The following is a 17,600-nucleotide window of genomic DNA, read 5'->3' as shown; positions in this document are numbered from 1 at the left end:
CAATCTCCACCCAAATCCACCTTTTTCCACATGACAAAATTAGATGAATCTTAGACGAGTTTGCGGAAACATATGCTAAGTGCTTGATTTTGCTGGTACGCCCAAGGGGAATCGAACCCCTGTTACCGCCTTGAAAGGGCCGCACCGAACGGGAAGCCGGCCATTCCATGATGACCTGACCAGACCATGGCGTGGCGATCGACCAGTCGACCGTGAACCCGCCGTTGCCGCGTTTATCGAGCCTGGTTGATCCACATCAGGGTTATCTCTTCATAGGCATGGTTTATTGAGCATTTTTGAACGGAGAACGGATGTCTAACGGACGGTTAGGTCGCGTGGAGACGCTTGGGGAGATGAGCCGCAAACCGTGGATCGATTGCGATGCGTTCCAGTGCCCTTCGTCGCAGGTAGCCGACGCTATGGCGGCACGCTGATGGCCGGCTCTGTCGATAGATTCGACGTCATTGTCGTCGGAGCCGGGCCGGTCGGACTTTCCTTCGCCGCATCGCTTGCCCAGAGCCGACTCAAGGTGGCAGTGGTTGAACGGCAGTCGCTCGAAAGCCTGGCGAATCCGGCTTTCGACGGTCGCGAGATCGCGCTGACCCACGCATCGGTTGGAATCCTTCGCGAGCTCGGCGCCTGGGATGCCATCCCCGCTTCGGACAAATCACCGCTACAAGGCGCGCGCGTGCTCAACGGATCGAGCCCTTTCGCCCTGAGCTTCGATTCTCCCAGCGGATCTGGGGAACCACTCGGAATTCTGGTCCCAAATTGTCGGATCCGCGACGCCCTGTTCAAGCTTGTCCACTTCCAGGATCATGCCCAGCTGCTGTGCGGCCGCTCGGTCGTCAATGCAACAACCAGCCACAAAGAAGCAGTCATAACGCTCTCTGATGGCAGGCAATTGGCCGCTCGGCTGCTCGTTGCGGCGGATTCGCGTTTGTCCGCGACGCGCGACCTGCTCGGCATTGGCGCCGACATCAATCGGCTTGGCAACTCCATGCTGATTTGCCGGGTGAGGCACGAGCGCGCCCATCACCAGATCGCGGTCGAATGGTTCGATCACCATCAGACGATAGCGATGTTGCCGCTCATGGAAGGCGTGTCGTCGCTGCTTCTCACTTTGCGCTCAAGCGAGGCCGACAGACTGCTTGCTCTCGACGACGATTTGTTCCTCACGGAATCGACGAGCCGGTGTCGAGGACGCCTCGGAGAGATGACCTTGGCAAGCACCCGCCATGCCTATCCGCTGGTCACGACCTTGGCGCACAAGTTCTGGGCTCCGAGTGCGGCACTGATCGGCGATGCTGCCCTCGGCATGCACCCGGTGACCGCGCATGGCTTCAACATCGGCCTCAGTGGCCAGAAGCAACTCGCCGACAGAATGCTGGCGGCATGTCGCGAGCGCCGCGACATTGCTGATCCCGACATACTCGGCAGATACGAAAGCCGGCTGCGTCTGTCGGCGGCACCGCTCTATCATGCTACGAATGCGCTTGTCGCTCTCTACTCAGGCGAGCACCCGGCGGCACGGCTTGCAAGACATGCAGGGCTTCGCTTTGCCCAATATCTTCCCTTTATCCGCCATGGCATTTCGGCCATGCTCAGGCGGTGAATCGCAGGCAGCGCTGCCGCTCTGGAACGCTATCTCGGCCCGGCTTCCTTTTGTCTCGCCGGGCGCGTTGATGCCGTTGGCAGGGCTGATTCCATGGTGACGTTGCCGATCCTGGGATGATTCGGATCAAGGCACGCGTGCGGGCAAGAGCTCGATGGTCAGACGGCAAGGCCAAGAGCAGACGTGCGACCCGGAGCCATGGTGAGCGCACTGGTTACCCCCGCTGGATAGTTAACCCGTCCTTCAGTGGGCTTGCGTAAGCTTGTCGTCGCGAACAACGATGGGAGCAAGCCGGTCCGTCCATGGCCCCGAAAAATGAAGACACGCTGGAGGCCAAAATCCGTCAGGATCAGCTTGCTGACCTGAGGACCGGCCTCTTCGTGTCGATGCCGATAAGCGGTATCCTGTCAGGCCTGATTTGGGCGGTGCACGCCCTTTCTGGCAGCGGCTTTGCCGCTGCAATCTGGTTCCTGGTCGTCAATGCGATAAATGCCGCCCGCCTTGCACTCGCGCGTTATCAGCTAAAGGAAACGGGGCGCCATGACGGTTTAGTGGGGGTTTTGCCGCGGCTTCGCTGGTTTGGCATCCTTGCTCTTCTGGCAGGGTTTGCCTGGTCCTTCCTGGCCGTCCTGACTGTTGGATACACGACACCTCAAGCACCGCTGCATCTGGTCATTCTGGCGGGCATTTCCGCTGGTGCGGTTACATACGGCAGTTCGTATGCCGCGGCGGCGACCAACTTCATCACACCTCCGCTCCTCATCACGGTGGCTTGCCTTTTGGCGAAAGGCAATTTTGAAGACTACATTCTGGCTTTTACCGTTCTGCTCTTCATGGGCGGCTTGGTTCGAGCTTCGTTTGTTGGGCAAGCACGGTTCCGCGAAGCGAGCCGCCTGAGGCATGAGGCCGAGCGGCTTGCGGCGGAGATGAAGGCCAGTTCCAGGCAGGACCACCTGACGGCCCTTCTCAACAGGCGTGGCCTCGAAGACGCAATAGGACGTTTCGAGACCGCGGATGGCCCCTTCGTGGCAATGCTGGTTGATCTGGACGGGTTCAAATCCGTCAACGATACCTACGGTCACAGGACCGGTGATGAACTGCTTGTCAGGATCGCCCGCCGCATAGAGGAGGAAGCACCGGAAGGCTCAACGCTCGCTCGTATCGGCGGCGATGAATTCGTGCTGTTTTTTCCCTCAACGAGGGTTTCGCTTTCTGCCAGTGATCTCGCCTCCAATATCATAGCCAAAATTGCCCGCCCCTATATCGAGGTCGCGTCCGTCCGGGTCGGGGCATCAATAGGAATATATCTGGCGGAAAGCCCGGGCCTGACCGAAATGTTGTTGCGGGCGGATATCGCCCTTTATACGGCCAAGCGTCGTGGCAGGAACGAATTTTGCCTGTTCGATGCCGAACTCGACAGGGAACTGCAACGCCGCCAGTCCGTCGAACGGGACCTTCATTCGGCGATAAAGACGAGAAGCTTGCAACCTTGGTTCCAGCCGATCGTGAAACTCGACACCGAGGCCGTGGTCGGCTTTGAAGCCTTGCTGAGGTGGTCCCATCCGACTCATGGTGCCATCTCTCCACCCGAAATCATCACAGCTGCACGCGAAACCGGAATGCTTCAGCTGCTAACGCAAACCGTATTCGCCGACTGTTGTGCTTTTATCGACGGCTTGGTGAAAGCTGACTGTCGTGATCTCCGTGTGGCGATGAATGTTTCACCGCGCGAACTGGAAGCCGGCGATATCGACGACATGGTTCTGGATGGTCTGGCGGCAAGAGGTCTCCCTGCAACGATGTTCGAGATCGAGATTACCGAAGAATCCCCGGTTGACCCGGACAGAGTGGATGAAAAGCTCGGACGGCTTTCACATGCCGGCATTTCCATCGCGCTCGATGACTTCGGCACCGGCTTTTCTACGTTGGCATCGCTCAAGGACAGTCGGATACGCAAGGTCAAAATAGACCAGGGCTTCATTCGCGGCTTGGCCAAGTCCCGAGAGGACCGACTGCTTGTCAAATCGGTCATCGATCTCGGTAACATGCTCGGGATCGAGGTCATGGCCGAGGGCGTCGAAACAGAGGCGGATCGGCAAACCCTGCACAAGCTTGGCTGCCGAACCGCTCAAGGCTTCCTGTTCTCCAAGGCTGTGCCTCTGAGCCAAGCACTGGAAATGGCAGTCAAACAGCACGCGAACCAGTTGTGACCGCTCCCGCCGCGCCGTCTCTCGCGGCCGTGCGCTCATGAGTGACGGGTATCTGAACTTCCTTGTTTGAAGAGCATGACAATCCGTGCTGTGCGTCAGCCGGCGAACAGTTCCTTGTAGCCGGTCGTCACCATCCAGTTCGCCCGGTCGATATGGCTGCGAAGAGCCTTGCGGGCGCGGACCGGTTCAAGGGCCGGGTCGATGCCGAGAATGAGATCGGCCATCTCCTCTTCGCTGGCATTGTCGGCGCAGGCATCCAGGATCCGCAGGTAGATCGTGAAATGCTCCCTGTCGTAGCTCGTGAGGTTCTCCGACCAGGGGACTTCGTCGCACAGAGTTGAGTTTCGAGTCTCATCTGTTCCCATTGATCGATTCATGCCTGCGAACCTCGGCTGTTGAGCGCCCGCAGCATATCCCAAAATGGGATAATCCGAAACCGGGATTAGTCGCTGATCCGGTCTTTACCCGACCGGTTCGCCTACATGCCCAAATCTCTTCGCTCGCCCCGCCACCAGCGGTTTCTGGCCCAGCTGGTTTCCCTGCGCAAGGCCAAAGGCCTGACTCAGGCGCAGGTGGCCGAGAAGCTTGATCGTCCCCAATCCTTCGTGGCCAAGTACGAGGGTGGAGAGCGTCGTCTCGACGTCATCGAGTTTCTCGACTTAACTGCGGCGCTTGACGCTGATCCGTGCGAGATTCTGTCCAGCCTGCGGGCTAACGGGCGCCCGCGCGCCTAACGGCTCGCGCCGGTGCCGTGAACCGAGCGCGCTTTTCTTCGGCAAGCTGCCATTCCGCTGCGGGTGGGTCTTTACCAGGCCATGCCGATATAGGATGATAATCCTAGGTGGGGCGATTCCTCAACGGAGATCGCAATGGCTAGGACCAAACTTTCCAGGCAGCTTTCACAGGCTGAAATCGAGCGCTTTCTGGCGGAGGCGGAACGGCTGCACCAGAGCATCGTCCAGCCGCTTCTATCACCTAGCAGCGACCATTACCGGGCTCTCCAACGCACCCATGACGCGCTGTTAAAGACGGTGAAGGATATCACCGGTAAGGATGCGCCGTTCATTCAATGGTTCGGAACAGGGCCGGTGAATTAGACCAGACTTATAGACTCCAGGCTGCAAACGTCGCATTCTCTCTTCGGGGAGAAGGGGCGTGGGCAACCATCGCTATCAAGACAATCGGTACAACCGTCGCAGGTATGGCGAGCGCCATCGTTCGAAGGACGTTCCGTTGTGGGCAAAGATCGTTGCTGGTGGAACAATCCTGGCTGGCTTTCTTGCCTTCGAAATCGGCCCTGCCGCTGTCGGCTGCAACATCAAAGCCAATATCAGCTACAACACGGGCGAGCGAATCTATCATGTTCCCGGACAGGAATATTACTGGGAGACGCGCATCAACCTGTTGAAAGGCGAGCGCTGGTTTTGTTCGGAGGAAGCCGCGCGCAAGGCTGGGTGGCGGAAGTCTCGGGTCTGAGCGTCCGTGGTAAATGCTTGCGAAAATGCTGCATCGCACATGTTTTCGGTGCAGCATTCATTTGAAGTATTTATCGCGATCCGTTCGAAAAATCTGTCCAGCCTGCCGTCCTGGCGGGCGCCCGCGCGCCTGACGACGCGCACCAGGTGCTCGTGAACCGAGCCCGCTTTTCTTCGGCAAGCTCAGGCGGTCTCGGCCATTCGGCTTCGCCCCTTGGCGTGGGCAGCCCTTCGGGCTGTGACGGCCGCCGCCCTTGCGGGCGGCGGGGTTTGTCTGTTGGCCTTTCCCGGTGGCGCGGGGTGGGCGGCACTCCCTTCTAGGCCCGCCGCGGCAGTCCGCAACCCTTCGCTGCCGCTCAGGGTCCTCCTCTTCGTTCCGGTCCTTCGGATGCGGTCCGCCTACCACGGCGGGCCTTTCCGGTCGCGACTCGCCGCCCACCCCGCTTCCGGGGAAAGGCGCGGCGATTGGTGAGCGGAGGATGAGACGATGCATGTAAACAGCAAGCGTTGTGCCAGCACAGAGGCTGGCGCAGGCAAGGGCGGGCGCCCCAGCGCCAGCCTTTATCAGGAGATCACGGACCGCATCATTGCCGAGCTGGAGCGCGGCACCGTGCCATGGGTCAAGCCATGGGGCAGCGCAAAGGCAGGCCTTGGCCTGCCGAGGAATGCATCCTCTGGGCGCACCTATTCCGGCATCAATATCCTCATCCTGTGGGGCGCGGTCATCGAGCGCAGCTATCCCAGCCAGAACTGGCTCACCTTCCGGCAGGCGCTCGTCCTTGGCGGCAACGTCAGGAAGGGCGAGCGCGGCACGACCATCGTGCATGCCGACCGCTTTGTCCCCAAGGACGAGAAGGAGCGCGCACGCCACGAGGGCGATGAACCACAGGCCGTGCCTTTTTTGAAGCGCTTCACCGTCTTCAATGTCGCGCAGTGCGATAATCTTCCGGAAGACCTCTATGCCGCCGCCGAGCCGCTGCCTCAGTGCGAGATCGTGCCGCAGGCCGAGACGCTCATTCGCGCCAGCGGTGCGGATTTCAGAGTCGGCGGCGATCGCGCTTTCTACATGCCGGGCAGCGACCACATTCAGGTGCCGCCGCAGCCGGCGTTCCATCAGCAGATCGACTATTACCGGACCTGCTTTCACGAGCTTGGCCACTGGACCGGCCACCCGACGCGGCTTGCTCGCGACCTCTCCGGCTCGTTCGGCTCCAAGGCTTACGCGCGTGAAGAATTGGTCGCCGAAATCACTGCCGCCTTCGTTTGCAGCAATCTCGGTATCGAGCCGACCGTGCGTCATGCCGATTACATCGGCTCATGGCTGAAGGTGCTGCGCGAGGACAACCGCGCGATCTTCCGTGCCGCCAGTCTTGCCTCCAAGGCCGCCGATTTCCTGTTTGGCTTTAAGGACGATGCCAAAAGCGAGGCGCAGGAAGGGATTGCGGCATGACGATGCGCGATCCTCGACTGACCGCGACCGAGCCGACGCCAAGGCGAGCAGATGCTCATTCCCGGTGTCCGGCCGATCACCACGCGCGATTGGCTCACCCTCCTGATGGACGCGCCGATGTGTCCGCGCGCGGCGCAAAAGCCGCTCGATATCGGTCTCTTCGATGAAGCCAGCAGAAATCAACTCGACCTGTTCTGACTAGGAGTCTTTCCATGATCCTGATCACCGATCCACTGCGCGCACGACTGCTCGCCAATGGCGCCGCCGACGCCGACATCGACCATTTTCCCGTTGTGAAACTGTTTAATCCGACAGGTGCCGCGACGTGGCTTCTGAGCGAACTCGACGCCGATGGCGACACGCTGTTCGGCCTTTGCGATCTCGGCTTCGGCTTCCCCGAACTCGGCAGCGTCAGTCTGGCCGAGCTTGCATCCGTAAAAGGTCCGCTTGGCCTCGGCATAGAGCGCGACCTGCATTTCCAGGCGCGCTATCCGCTCTCCGCCTATGCCGAAGCCGCCCGCATTTGGGGCCACATCACCGAGGCCGAGCGACTTCTGCGGCATGCAGCAGACGCCCTTTCAAAGCCCCATTCCGAGCTTCCGTCCGACACGGCGGAACAGCAGCGCCGATAGGCGCAAAAACCGTCCCGCCGCGCCGGCCTTCGGCCTCTGCGGCGGGACAACCTCAACCAAAGCGAAGGAGAATAACCATGCAGGTTGGCCACATCCCCTTGGATGAGCCCAAGATTTCCGCGCTCAACATGCGCTATGGAAAACGCGCGCCCGACATGTCCGATATCCTGCCATCCGTGCGTGCGCGCGGCGTGCTGGTGCCTCTCCGAACGGCCAGCCGGAAACCTTCGAGATCGTTGCCGGCAGGCGGCGCTATTTCGCCGCGAAATCGCTTGCCGACGAGCGCGGCGAAGGCGATCCCTTGCCCTGCGCCATCATGGAGGACGGTGATGACGCCGATGCGCTGGAAGCTTCGCTGATCGAAAACCTCGACCGCCTCGATCCTGACGAAGTCTCGCAATGGGAGACGTATTCGCGGCTCGTCAGGCAAGGCCGCACCGTTCCAGACATCGCTGCGACCTTCGGCATCACTGACCTGAAGGTCAAACGCATTCTGGCGCTTGGCGACCTCTTGCCCAAAATCCGCGAAGCCTATCGCCGCGAGGAGATCGACGCCGAGACGGTGCGCCATCTCACCATGGCGTCCAAGGCGCAGCAGAAGGACTGGCTGGCACTCTGTGCCGATCCCGATCAATACGCGCCGCGTGGCTTTCAATTGAAGCAATGGCTGTTCGGCGGCCAGTCGATTTCCACCAAGGTGGCGCTGTTTGCCATCGAGGAGTATCCCGGCCTGATCACCTCGGACCTGTTCGGCGAGGACAGCTATTTCGCCGATGCCGACCTGTTCTGGCAAAAGCAGAACGAAGCGATTGCCACCAGACGCGACACATATCTCAACGACGGCTGGAGCGAGGTGGTGCTGCTGGAACCGGGCCAATATTTCCACGCATGGGACCACGAGAAGACCCCGAAGAAGAAGGGCGGCAAGGTCGTCATCGCGGTCACGTATCGCGGCGAGGTCGAGTGTCACGAGGGCTGGCTGTCACGCAAGGAAGCGCGCCGCGCCCGCGAGGGCGGCGAGCAAGAAGAAACAGCCGCCAAGCCGCCGCGCCCCGAACTCACCGGCCCGATGCAGAACTATGTCGATCTGCATCGCCATGCTGCCGTGCGCGCGGCCATGCTCGACCATCCCGCCGTGGCGCTGCGCCTCGTGGTGGCGCACGCCATCACCGGTTCCGGCCTGTGGCAGGTGCGCCGTGAGCCACAGCGCGCAGCCAACGAGACGGTGACTGCCAGCCTTGCCGGCTGCAAGGCTGAAGCCGCATTCGGCAAAAAGCGGCGCGAAGTGTTGGCCCTGCTCGGATCACCGGATGAGGATGGCGTGGTCGCCGGCGGCAATGGCGACGCCTTTGCTATCGCCGGCGTGTTCGCGCGCCTCTTGGCGCTGTGCGACGACGATGTCATGCGCGTTCTCACCCTTGTCATGGCCGAGACGCTTGCAGCCGGCAGCACCGTCATCGAGGCGCTCGGCAACCATCTGAACGTCGATATGGGCACATGGTGGCAACCGGACGATGCCTTCTTCGACCTCTTGCGCGACAAGGAAATCGCCAATTCGATGCTGGCCGAGGTCGGCGGCAAGCTGGTCGCGGACGGCAATGTCGCCGAGAAGGTCAAGACGCAAAAGAAGATCATCCGCGACTTCCTGGCGGGCGAGAATGGCCGCCAGAAGATCGAGACCTGGCTGCCGCGCTGGATGAAATTCCCGGCCGAAAGCTACACCAGCCGCGGCGGCTTCCGCACCGCCGATCAGTGGGCACAAGTGCAGCCGCTGTTCGTCCGCAAATAGTCGATCAGGGCCCGAGCGGCGGTTCTCTCGATTACCGCCACTCAGGTCGCGCGCGCCGCTCCGGGCCGCGCCGGCTGCCGATTGGGCGTCTTGTCGAGCCAGTGCCGCGCGCGAGAAATCCCGACGCCAATTCGCCCCCGTTTCGGCAGCCCTGCACCGCGCCGGGTTGCTTGCTGAGGCGCCAGGCGCATGGGGCCAATTGTCCGATCCGGTTGCCGACAGAGCCCGCGCAGCCGGCGCCCTGCATTGCCGCCGGCTCCTTGTGTCACCGATCGCGCCACCTGTCTCCATGGTGTCTCAGGACCATTCCCCTGCGGCTGGCTTGACGACGTATGGGCGGATCCGGCCCGCCCGAAACCCTCGCCAGCAGCTTTTTTCCCCGCCGCCTGCGGCGGCTTCCTCGCGCCGCTTCGCTTCAAAAAAGCTGTCCGCTCGGGTCCTCCGCTATCGCTGCGGCCGTCCCGGTTCCGGCGGTCCGGACGCGCCCATCACGGTCCGCCATCGCAGGGGAATGGTCCCCGGCGAGCACCAAAAGGAGACTAAAAATGACCGCGATCGGATCGTCACCAAACAGGAAAACGGCGGCTACAAGGGCCAGCTCAAGACGCTCAGCGTGCGCGCCGACATCGACATCGTGCCCAATCAGGCAAAGAGCGCCGACACCCATCCCGACTTCCGGGTGCTGACGCAAGGGGTCGAAGTAGGGGCCGGCTGGATCCGCACCGGCGAGACCTCCGGCAAGGACTATGTGAGCCTGTCGATTGCCGCCCCGGAGTTCGGCCCGCGCAAGCTCTACGCCAATCTCGGCCGCGCCGCCGGCCAGGATGACGACGACACATACGCCATCATCTGGAACCCCGTCGACTGAACCGCCAGCCTCGAGCCCCGCGCCGCAACCGGCGCGGGGCTCTTCTCAAGAAGGGGCGGCGAAAACTCGCCCTCCACTCTTCGCCCGTCCCCAAAAGGATCTCGCTCGCCGATCCTCGCCTTCGCTTGTCCGTAGCGGAACGAGGATCATCATGGACGACGAAAACGAACGCGCGGCCCGCGCCAAGAAGGGCAGTCCGTTTCTCAACACCGCGCAGGCCGCCTTCTATATCGGGCTGTCCCAGCGCACGCTGGAGAAGATGCGGCTCAAAGGCGGCGGCCCGCAATTTCGCAAGCACGGCCGCTATGTCCGCTATCACATCGACGAGCTCGACGACTGGTCGAAGGGACGCGCGCAGGAGACCAGGCCCGAGGATGGCGGGCACGATTCCGGCTCGGCCGGTGAGGGAGGCCGCTCATGAGCCGGCGTCCCACTATCCGTCTGATCGGCAGCCATCTGCGGCGAATTCGGGCGCGCAAGACGATCGCGGTGGCCACAATAGGCCTCGGCCTGATCGGCTTCGCCGCTTTCGACAACCCATCGCCCTGGCTGGTCTGGAACGCCTCGGCGAGTGCGCCGGTCGGCCTCTATCGCGTCGCGTCCGGATCACCGGCTCGTGGCGATCTGGTGCTCGTCCGCCCGCCAAAACCGGTCGCCGATCTCGCCGCCGAACGCTTCTATCTGCCCAGCAATCTGCCGCTGGTCAAGCGCCTTGCCGCGCTGCCTGGCGAGCATGTCTGCGCCTTCGGCGACGCCATCATCATCGGCGGCGAGATCGTCGCGCGCCGGCTGGCAACCGACACGCAGCACCGTCCGCTGCCTTGGTGGAATGCCTGCCGCAAGCTCGCCGCCGACGAGTTTTTCCTGCTCGGCACCGATAGAAATCACTCCTTCGACAGCCGCTATTTCGGGCCGGTGCCGGCCGAAAATATTGTCGGGAGGCTGGTCCCGCTATGGACCGAGTAACCCTCCTGATGCTGGGCATGATCGCGATAGCGCCATGCGCCTGTTCCGCCGCGACCGACGCTCAGCCGGCCGCAATCTCCCCTGGTCCGCAGCTGGCAAGATGGCAGCCCTTGGTAGCCGAAGCAAGCCAGCGTTTCAGCATTCCACAGCCCTGGATTTATGCCGTCATGGATGCCGAAAGCCGGGGGCAGACAAGGCTGGACGGACGGCCGATCGCCTCACACGCCGGCGCCATTGGCCTCATGCAGGTGATGCCCGGCACCTACGAGGAGATGCGCGCAGAGCTTGGCCTGGGAGCCGATCCGCACGACCCTCGCGACAACATTCTGGCAGGCACTGCCTATCTGCGCGCCATGTATGACCGCTTCGGCTTTCCCGGCCTGTTTGCCGCGTATAACGCTGGGCCGGACCGCTACGAACAGCATTTGCAGCGTGGGCGACCGCTGCCCAGCGAGACGGTTTCGTATCTGGAAGAGCTCAAGGCGGCGGGGATCTCGGCCGCCGACATGGACGCGTTCACCGGCAAATCCCGTTCCGGAAAAGCGCCGGAAATCCCGTCCGGGCAGTCGCTGTTTTTCCTGCGAAACGGTGTTTCCGCGACCGATCCGAATGGCCAAATTGTGGTGCCGCTCGGATCGGAGCGAGCAAGGTCAGGCCGGCCGGATCGCAGGTGAGGGCAGGGGTACCGTGGGTCGGGCGGGGCAGGGATGCAGGTCCGGGAAGGCAAGATAAAGGCATCGCCTCCTGGAGGCGGCGAAGTCCTTGTCTGCACATCGTTTTTCATGGAGGCTGCCTTCAGCGTCAGGAGAGCTTCTGCCGACAAAGCTTTGATTCTGCTCAAGATTGCTAGGAGGCTCAATGCAGGATGAAGAGTTCAAGCCGAGCCTGGGCAAAATCGGATCGCGCGGCTCGAAGGCAGGCAAGCGTTTCGCCGGCCAGATCCGCGCCGCGATCAACCGAGCCGGCGGCGGCAGCGGTCGCCGTGGCCGCTTCATCGGAAGCCGGGCGGGGCGCGGCGGGGCTGCTGCCGCCGTTCTCAGAGCGCGCGACCCCCACGCGGCGTTTCGGCAGCGGCGCACCGTCGTCAAGGCGCGTATCGTCAAGCTGGCCGGCAAGGGTGTTGACGGGGCACGTGCACACCTTCGCTACCTCCAGCGCGACGGCGTCACCCGCGAAGGCGAGCCTGGCGAGCTCTATAGCGCCGACAGCGACCGCGTTGATGGCAAGGCCTTCATCGATCGTGCCGATGGCGACCGGCATCAGTTCCGCTTCATCGTCGCACCTGAAGACGGCATCGAGTATGACGACGTCAAGCCGCTCACGCGGCGCCTCATGGCGCAGATGCAAGAAGACCTCGGCACAAAGCTCGACTGGGTCGCTGTCGATCATTTCAACACTGGTCATCCGCATACCCATATTATCGTCCGCGGCAAGGATGACCGCGGCGAAAATCTTGTCATCGCGCGAGACTACATCTCGTCTGGCATCCGTGAACGGGCGGCCGAGCTGGTCAGCCTCGACCTTGGCCCGAGAACGGACCGCGAGATCGAGCAACGCCTGCGCCAGGAAATGGAGCGGGAACGCTTCACCAGCATCGATCGGCAGCTGCTCCGCATGCGCGACCATGAGGGGCATGTCTCACCGGCCAGCCGAGACACGTTTCGCCAGACGCTGCACCAGGGCCGCCTGCGCAAGCTCGAGCGGATGGGTCTGGCTGAGGAAGTCGGCTCGGGCCGCTGGCGCCTTGATGGCGAGCTTGAAGCGACGCTGCGCCGCATCGGCGAGCGGGGCGATATCATCAAGACCATGCACCGCGAACTGACCGGCAAGGGGCTCGCCCGCAGTGCCGCCGACTATGTTATCCATGATCGATCTGCAGAGCAGATGCAGCCTGTCGTCGGCCGCATCGTTGCGCGCGGCCTGGCCGACGAAATCACTGACCGCCATTACCTCGTCGTCGACGGCGTGGACGGCAAAAGCCACTATGTTGATATCGGCAAAGGCGAGGCCACCCAACCGACGCCAGAGGGCTGCATAGTGCGGGTCACGCCGAGGGACACCGGGCCAAGGCAAGTCGACCGCACAATTGCCGAGATCGCCACGGCCCATGACGGGCGCTACAGCATCGATATCCATCTCAAGCATGACCCGTCGGCCACCGAACGCTTTGCCGAAACGCACGTGCGGCGACTGGAGGCGATCCGCCGGGCGACCGGTGGTGTCGAGCGCGAGCCGGACGGTACATGGATCGTCGCACCGGATCATCTCGACCGTGTGTCTGACTACGAGCGTCAGCGGGCCGGGGCCGAGCCTGTCACGGTTGACAAGCTCTCATCGACGCCGCTGGAACAACAAGTCAGCTTCGACGGCGCCACCTGGATCGACCAGGAGCTCGTATCAGCTCATCCTGAGCCCTTGCGCGACTCTGGCTTCGGTCGCGAAGTACGTCAGGTCCAGGCCCGTCGACAGCAGTGGCTGATCGCGCAAGGTCTCGCGCATGAAGCGCAGGATCGGGTCATCTATCGCGCGAACATGCTTTCGATGCTGCGCCAACGCGAGTTGAACCGCGTGGCCGGCCAGTTGTCGAACGAACTCGGACTCTCGTATTCCGAAGCGCAGCCTGGTGATCGAATAGGGGGTCGATTGCGCCGCTCGATCGACCTTGCCAGCGGCAAATACCTCATAGTCGAGAAGGCGCGCGAGTTCACGCTGGTACCATGGAGGCCAGTGCTTGATCGGCATATTGGCAAGGAGGTGTCTGGTGTCATGGGTGGGGAGGGGATTTCATGGACCATCGGCCGGCAGAGAAGCGGACCAAGCATTTCGTGACATGGCTACACAACTTCTTTTGCCCGCGTTGAAACGGGTACTCAGTCCGGACGGAGTTCGCCTGCTGGTTGCCCGCGGCATCGAATTGGCGAGGGATAAATGGCTGGTCGTGCAAGATTTATCGTTCGCTCTACAAAAGCGCCGCGATCATCCATCGTGTTCCATGGTTCTGAGCCAAAACCCTCGTGCGCCACCACGGCACTCTTCCAGGTGCCACGGAAGCCGCGCCGACGACGGCGGTGCCGGCCTGGTTGCGCAGGGTTGCCCCCGACCCAAACAGTTGCGGCGCATTGAGGACATTGCAATCACTGCCGGTCCGGCCATCGGCGCGCTCAATGCGATGGTCCGCCAGCTAGAGAGGTGGGCTGGCGCCTGGTGACAGCGCCTAGGGGCTTTCGGCGGCCGCGGTACGGCGAAGCAGGCTCGCGGCGTCGAGGATGAAGCCGCACTTCGCGATGTTCTTCTGGTCACACGACCGTGAGACGAGGTCGGCGCCGCGGGCCGGATGCTATTGGCCGGGCGTGAACTGGCAGCCCATCCCGCTGAGCCCGTGACGACGAGGCGGTCAGCGACCTGGCCGGACGAGCTTCGGCAGCTTTCCGCTGCGGCATGATGACCGGCGCGATCATGACCGCCGAGCGACATCGCTTCGGCCGCACCTTCAGATGCTGGCTCGCCGACGCGGGCCCGACGGTCATTGCGGCATCTGGAGTCGAGGCCGGGTCAGACCGGGCGAAAAATCTGCTCGTCGCGCAGGAGCCCGCGTTGCGCCGTCGATCTTTCCGCCCAACTCAGCGCCGCGCCGACCAGGGCTTGCCATTCCCCCGAAACTGAGGGTTACTTTCTATGGCTGCGTTCATGTGCTTTCTTGTTTGGGGAAAGGAGACGTACGTCTACAACAATCTCGGTTTGATCTACGATGCACAGTCGGCCAAACAAGTGTTGCTGATGTTCGCTGGCTCGGTAGCAACTTCTGCAGTGGCGATGCAGCTTATATTCCTATGCTGGAGAGTTGGCTATTCAACTCGCGTAGCTCGCTTTGTCGCGGTGGAGCTTGGTCAGAGCACACTGCTGCTTTACCTGCTTCAGGGTGCCGTGTTTCGCTTCATGGATCTAATACCGTTCGGAGAGCTTTGGGATCTCACGAGCAGAATCGAGTTCGCCACTTTGCTTGGTGCGGCGATTGTTGTTACAGCGATGAGAATTCGCAGGATTGTGCGCCACCTTGGATATGTGTCGCGGAGCTATGCATAACTGATGATGTGACTGCCGACAGTTGGCATTGAAGTCATTGGCGAGCCACGCCGGCGTGGCATTCCCCTCACGGATCACTTGATCCGCCGCCCGAAGTAAGGCGTGCCTGTAGGCCGGGATCGGTCCCGAATGCTCGTAGGACGGCAATTCGCTCGGGAGCCCGATCAGATTTGAAGCTCCGCGACCGTCTGGCGCCGACCGCAGCCAATCAAAGGGCGTCTGACCGATCGTCGCGTCCATCTCCAGAAGCCCGCCTAGCAGGTTGTGGCCATTGCTGTGGCAATGCAGCAGTCCTGGATGGCTGCATCAAATAAATCCAAGATGCCCCGGGTTCGCTTCCACCGCACCACCGGGACCTTCGCTGCAGGCTAAATGCAGAAAATCCAGGCGCGCGCTGAAGCATCGTGAGAAATTCATGGATTATGTCAGCTGGTAAAATGACCCGATCCAATTTTAGTCGATCAATCAGCGCCCTTCGTCGGGGCTGTCGGTCCGCATCGCGCCTGACGGCGGCGCTATGCTGGTGCTCCTACGGCCGCCCTGTTGAACCGCTTTCTCCAGCACCGAACTGAATTGGTCCCGCTGGCGGACATTTCGATGCTTCCGCCTTGTAGGGCTTCTTTGTTGCGGCCGCCTCTGCGGCACGGCTGCGCCGACGTGACGTGCTTGGCGGCACGTTTTGTCAGGGAGGGGAAAGAGGCGCGCGGCCCTCTCCCTGCAAGCCGCCGCTGGCGGATTCCTCCGTCTGCCCGCTTCGCTCCGTGCAGACCGGGGAGACCCATAAGCGCTAACTTAGGGGTAGACTGGTCGAATCGAGATGTGATTCCTCGGCCAGATGCGAACGAATGATTCCATCGAAGCAGACTGGCAGGCACTGATATCGGGGCTGTCGCAATCCATTGATCTTGACGCGACGGCGCGGGCGACAGGAGCGCTCGTGCGTCGTCGCAATGTTGCGGACGCGGCAACATTGCTGCGCCTGGCATTAGCTTATGGCCCCGGCGGGATGAGCCTGCGCTCGGCTGCCGCCTGGGCCGGGGTGAACGATGTTGCAAGCCTTTCGGATGTTGCTCTTTTGAAGCGCTTGCGCGGAGCCGCCGATTGGCTCGGCTGCATCGCAGGCGCCTTGCTCGAAAACGCTTGTGCCAAAAGCACCGTGCCGAAGGGGCGTCGGCTGCGCATTGCCGACGGCAGTTCGATCTCGCGTCCCGGCAGTGCTGGCACGGACTGGCGGCTGCATGCCACCTACGAACCTGCGCTTGCGCGCTTCACGCATCTGGAGATCAGCGACGTCCACGGTGGTGAGAGCTTCTCTCGTGTTCCGCTTCGCCAAGGCGACATCGTTGTTGGCGACCGCGCCTACGCCCGTGCCCCATCTCTTGAAAAGGTGGCGTTGGCGGGCGCCGACTTCATCGTGCGCACGGGCTGGACCAGTGTTCGGCTGACCACGCTCGACGGCCAACTGGTGGACTGGAACGCCATCTACGCGCCCATGCAGCCCGGCGAGATTTGCGAGATGGACGTGCTCGTGGAGCATTCGGGCCCCAAAGGCAAGGGCCGAGGCAAGCCGCTCTTGCGGGCAAGGCTCATCGTCAGGCGCAAGAATGCGAAGGCCACCGAAAAGTCAGAGAAAGCGGCAAGGCGGGGTCATCAGCGACGCCGCAACACCAGACACTGCAGTTGATGACCGTCACTGCGGCAGGCTTCGTCATGCTGCTGACATCGATCCCGGCCGACGCGATGACGGCCGAGGAGGTTCTGCAAACCTATGGCCTGCGCTGGCAGGTCGAACTCGCCTTCAAGCGGCTCAAGAGCGGAATGGGCATCCATAAGCTTCCCGCACGCGATGAGCGGCTCGCCCGAAGCTGGCTCATGGCCCATCTGATCCTGGCGCTGATTATCGACGAGGCCGTCAACGACGTTCTCGACTCTCCCCCCTGTGAAGACGAAACCACGCATGGCGCAATCGCTGTCCCTTTGGAGGCTGCATAACCTTCTGCGTACTGCGATCCTCAACGCCATACTGAGCGTGCTGCGACCGGGAAAAATCGCCGGACGCTTCGCCGAAATCATTCGCCATGTCTGCGATCCGCCAAGACGGCGCAAAAACCAATCCGCCGCAGCAAGGATAGCTGCCGTGCCCTAAGTTAGCGCCTATGCCGGGGAGACCCCTCCGCCCCCCTTGCTCCCCGCTGCTCGCCGCGATGCAGGGGGACAGGCGACCTGAACCCGTGCCCAAGCCGATCTGATGGCAGAGGCGGTGGGGCTGGACATGGGCCCGTGGTGGACATACGTGCCACACAAATCCTCATGCTCGCCTAACAGTTGTGTGCGTCAAGTTCTGCAAAAATGGCGTGGCAGTAGCTGTGACGTCGGCGTGTCCGCCGCGCAGCCCCCGTGTTTAGGGGCGCGGCGGACACACGGCGGTGCTCAGGCGGCCAATGCTCTCAGGCTCTCCTTCTTGTGCTCGCGCAGATGATCCATGTTGAGATAGCGGGTCGCCTCGAGCCAG

At 62.1% G+C, this 17,600-nt stretch carries 15 protein-coding genes, 1 tRNA gene and 3 pseudogenes; 16 read left to right on the top strand and 3 right to left on the bottom strand.

Annotated elements, in window-relative coordinates; genetic code table 11:
- Positions 1-93 precede the first annotated feature (93 nt).
- A tRNA-Glu gene (locus tag NKH71_RS31430) sits at positions 94-193 on the bottom strand.
- A 240-nt stretch (positions 194-433) separates the two neighbouring features.
- On the opposite strand from NKH71_RS31430, the gene ubiM reads away from it, so the two are divergent.
- Positions 434-1,615 carry a 5-demethoxyubiquinol-8 5-hydroxylase UbiM gene (gene ubiM / locus NKH71_RS31425; protein ID WP_352707063.1) on the top strand — a complete coding sequence of 394 codons (1,182 nt, stop codon included), beginning with the start codon at positions 434-436 and terminating at the stop codon, positions 1,613-1,615.
- A gap of 302 nt (positions 1,616-1,917) precedes the next feature.
- Positions 1,918-3,825 (top strand): putative bifunctional diguanylate cyclase/phosphodiesterase, encoded by a 1,908-nt coding sequence (locus NKH71_RS31420; protein ID WP_352706918.1) that lies wholly within the window; start codon positions 1,918-1,920, stop codon positions 3,823-3,825.
- 95 nt (positions 3,826-3,920) lie between these two features.
- Here NKH71_RS31420 and NKH71_RS31415 read toward each other — a convergent pair whose 3' ends face one another.
- The gene (locus tag NKH71_RS31415; RefSeq protein ID WP_023722036.1) at positions 3,921-4,190 is read right to left on the bottom strand and encodes a DNA -binding domain-containing protein; all 270 of its coding nucleotides are present in this window, start codon (positions 4,188-4,190) and stop codon (positions 3,921-3,923) included.
- A 117-nt stretch (positions 4,191-4,307) separates the two neighbouring features.
- Here NKH71_RS31415 and NKH71_RS31410 point away from each other — a divergent pair, with 117 nt between their 5' ends.
- The 13 genes and pseudogenes from NKH71_RS31410 to NKH71_RS31350 form a co-directional block, all read left to right on the top strand.
- Positions 4,308-4,559: a helix-turn-helix domain-containing protein gene (locus NKH71_RS31410; RefSeq protein WP_352706920.1), complete on the top strand. Its 252-nt coding sequence runs from the start codon at positions 4,308-4,310 to the stop codon at positions 4,557-4,559.
- Positions 4,560-4,694: 135 nt separating this feature from the next.
- Positions 4,695-4,922: a hypothetical protein gene (locus tag NKH71_RS31405; protein ID WP_352706922.1), complete on the top strand. Its 228-nt coding sequence runs from the start codon at positions 4,695-4,697 to the stop codon at positions 4,920-4,922.
- A gap of 58 nt (positions 4,923-4,980) precedes the next feature.
- On the top strand, positions 4,981-5,301 hold the full coding sequence (locus tag NKH71_RS31400; RefSeq protein WP_352529543.1) for a sunset domain-containing protein: 321 nt from the start codon (positions 4,981-4,983) through the stop codon (positions 5,299-5,301).
- A gap of 486 nt (positions 5,302-5,787) precedes the next feature.
- Positions 5,788-6,750: an ArdC family protein gene (locus NKH71_RS31395; protein WP_352896032.1), complete on the top strand. Its 963-nt coding sequence runs from the start codon at positions 5,788-5,790 to the stop codon at positions 6,748-6,750.
- A gap of 51 nt (positions 6,751-6,801) precedes the next feature.
- Positions 6,802-6,948, top strand: a complete 147-nt coding sequence (locus NKH71_RS31390; protein WP_023722031.1) for a hypothetical protein — start codon at positions 6,802-6,804, stop codon at positions 6,946-6,948.
- Positions 6,949-6,962: 14 nt separating this feature from the next.
- Positions 6,963-7,382 carry a DUF2958 domain-containing protein gene (locus tag NKH71_RS31385; RefSeq protein WP_352896029.1) on the top strand — a complete coding sequence of 140 codons (420 nt, stop codon included), beginning with the start codon at positions 6,963-6,965 and terminating at the stop codon, positions 7,380-7,382.
- Between the two features lie 301 nt (positions 7,383-7,683).
- Positions 7,684-9,171, top strand: coding sequence for a ParB/RepB/Spo0J family partition protein (locus NKH71_RS31380; protein ID WP_352896026.1), 1,488 nt, complete (start codon positions 7,684-7,686; stop codon positions 9,169-9,171).
- Positions 9,172-9,716: 545 nt separating this feature from the next.
- A pseudogene (locus NKH71_RS31375) lies at positions 9,717-10,039 on the top strand (DUF736 domain-containing protein).
- Between the two features lie 151 nt (positions 10,040-10,190).
- Positions 10,191-10,460 carry a helix-turn-helix transcriptional regulator gene (locus tag NKH71_RS31370; RefSeq protein WP_023800971.1) on the top strand — a complete coding sequence of 90 codons (270 nt, stop codon included), beginning with the start codon at positions 10,191-10,193 and terminating at the stop codon, positions 10,458-10,460.
- Positions 10,457-11,005: a signal peptidase I gene (lepB, locus tag NKH71_RS31365; protein WP_352896024.1), complete on the top strand. Its 549-nt coding sequence runs from the start codon at positions 10,457-10,459 to the stop codon at positions 11,003-11,005. Before NKH71_RS31370 ends, lepB begins: the two co-directional genes overlap by 4 nt.
- A complete protein-coding gene (locus tag NKH71_RS31360) occupies positions 10,993-11,679 on the top strand; it encodes a lytic transglycosylase domain-containing protein (protein WP_352896021.1) in 687 nt (228 codons plus the stop codon). The genes lepB and NKH71_RS31360 overlap by 13 nt, the downstream gene beginning before the upstream one ends.
- Positions 11,680-11,863: 184 nt before the next feature.
- Positions 11,864-13,834, top strand: a complete 1,971-nt coding sequence (gene rlxS, locus NKH71_RS31355; protein ID WP_352896019.1) for a relaxase/mobilization nuclease RlxS — start codon at positions 11,864-11,866, stop codon at positions 13,832-13,834.
- Positions 13,835-14,671: 837 nt separating this feature from the next.
- Positions 14,672-15,088 (top strand): annotated as a pseudogene (locus tag NKH71_RS31350) (nodulation factor fucose acetyltransferase NolL); the annotation flags it as partial.
- 9 nt (positions 15,089-15,097) lie between these two features.
- Here NKH71_RS31350 and NKH71_RS31345 read toward each other — a convergent pair.
- Positions 15,098-15,346 (bottom strand): annotated as a pseudogene (locus NKH71_RS31345) (hypothetical protein); the annotation flags it as partial.
- Between the two features lie 1,251 nt (positions 15,347-16,597).
- On the opposite strand from NKH71_RS31345, the gene NKH71_RS31340 reads away from it, so the two are divergent.
- Positions 16,598-17,080, top strand: a complete 483-nt coding sequence (locus NKH71_RS31340; RefSeq protein ID WP_352896016.1) for a transposase — start codon at positions 16,598-16,600, stop codon at positions 17,078-17,080.
- Positions 17,081-17,600: the final 520 nt, after the last annotated feature.

This window comes from Mesorhizobium sp. M0983 (genome assembly GCF_040318975.1).
Taxonomy (GTDB): Bacteria; Pseudomonadota; Alphaproteobacteria; order Rhizobiales; family Rhizobiaceae; genus Mesorhizobium.
The sequence above is the reverse complement of the archived record's forward strand: the minus strand, read 5'-3'. Positions and strand labels throughout refer to the sequence as shown.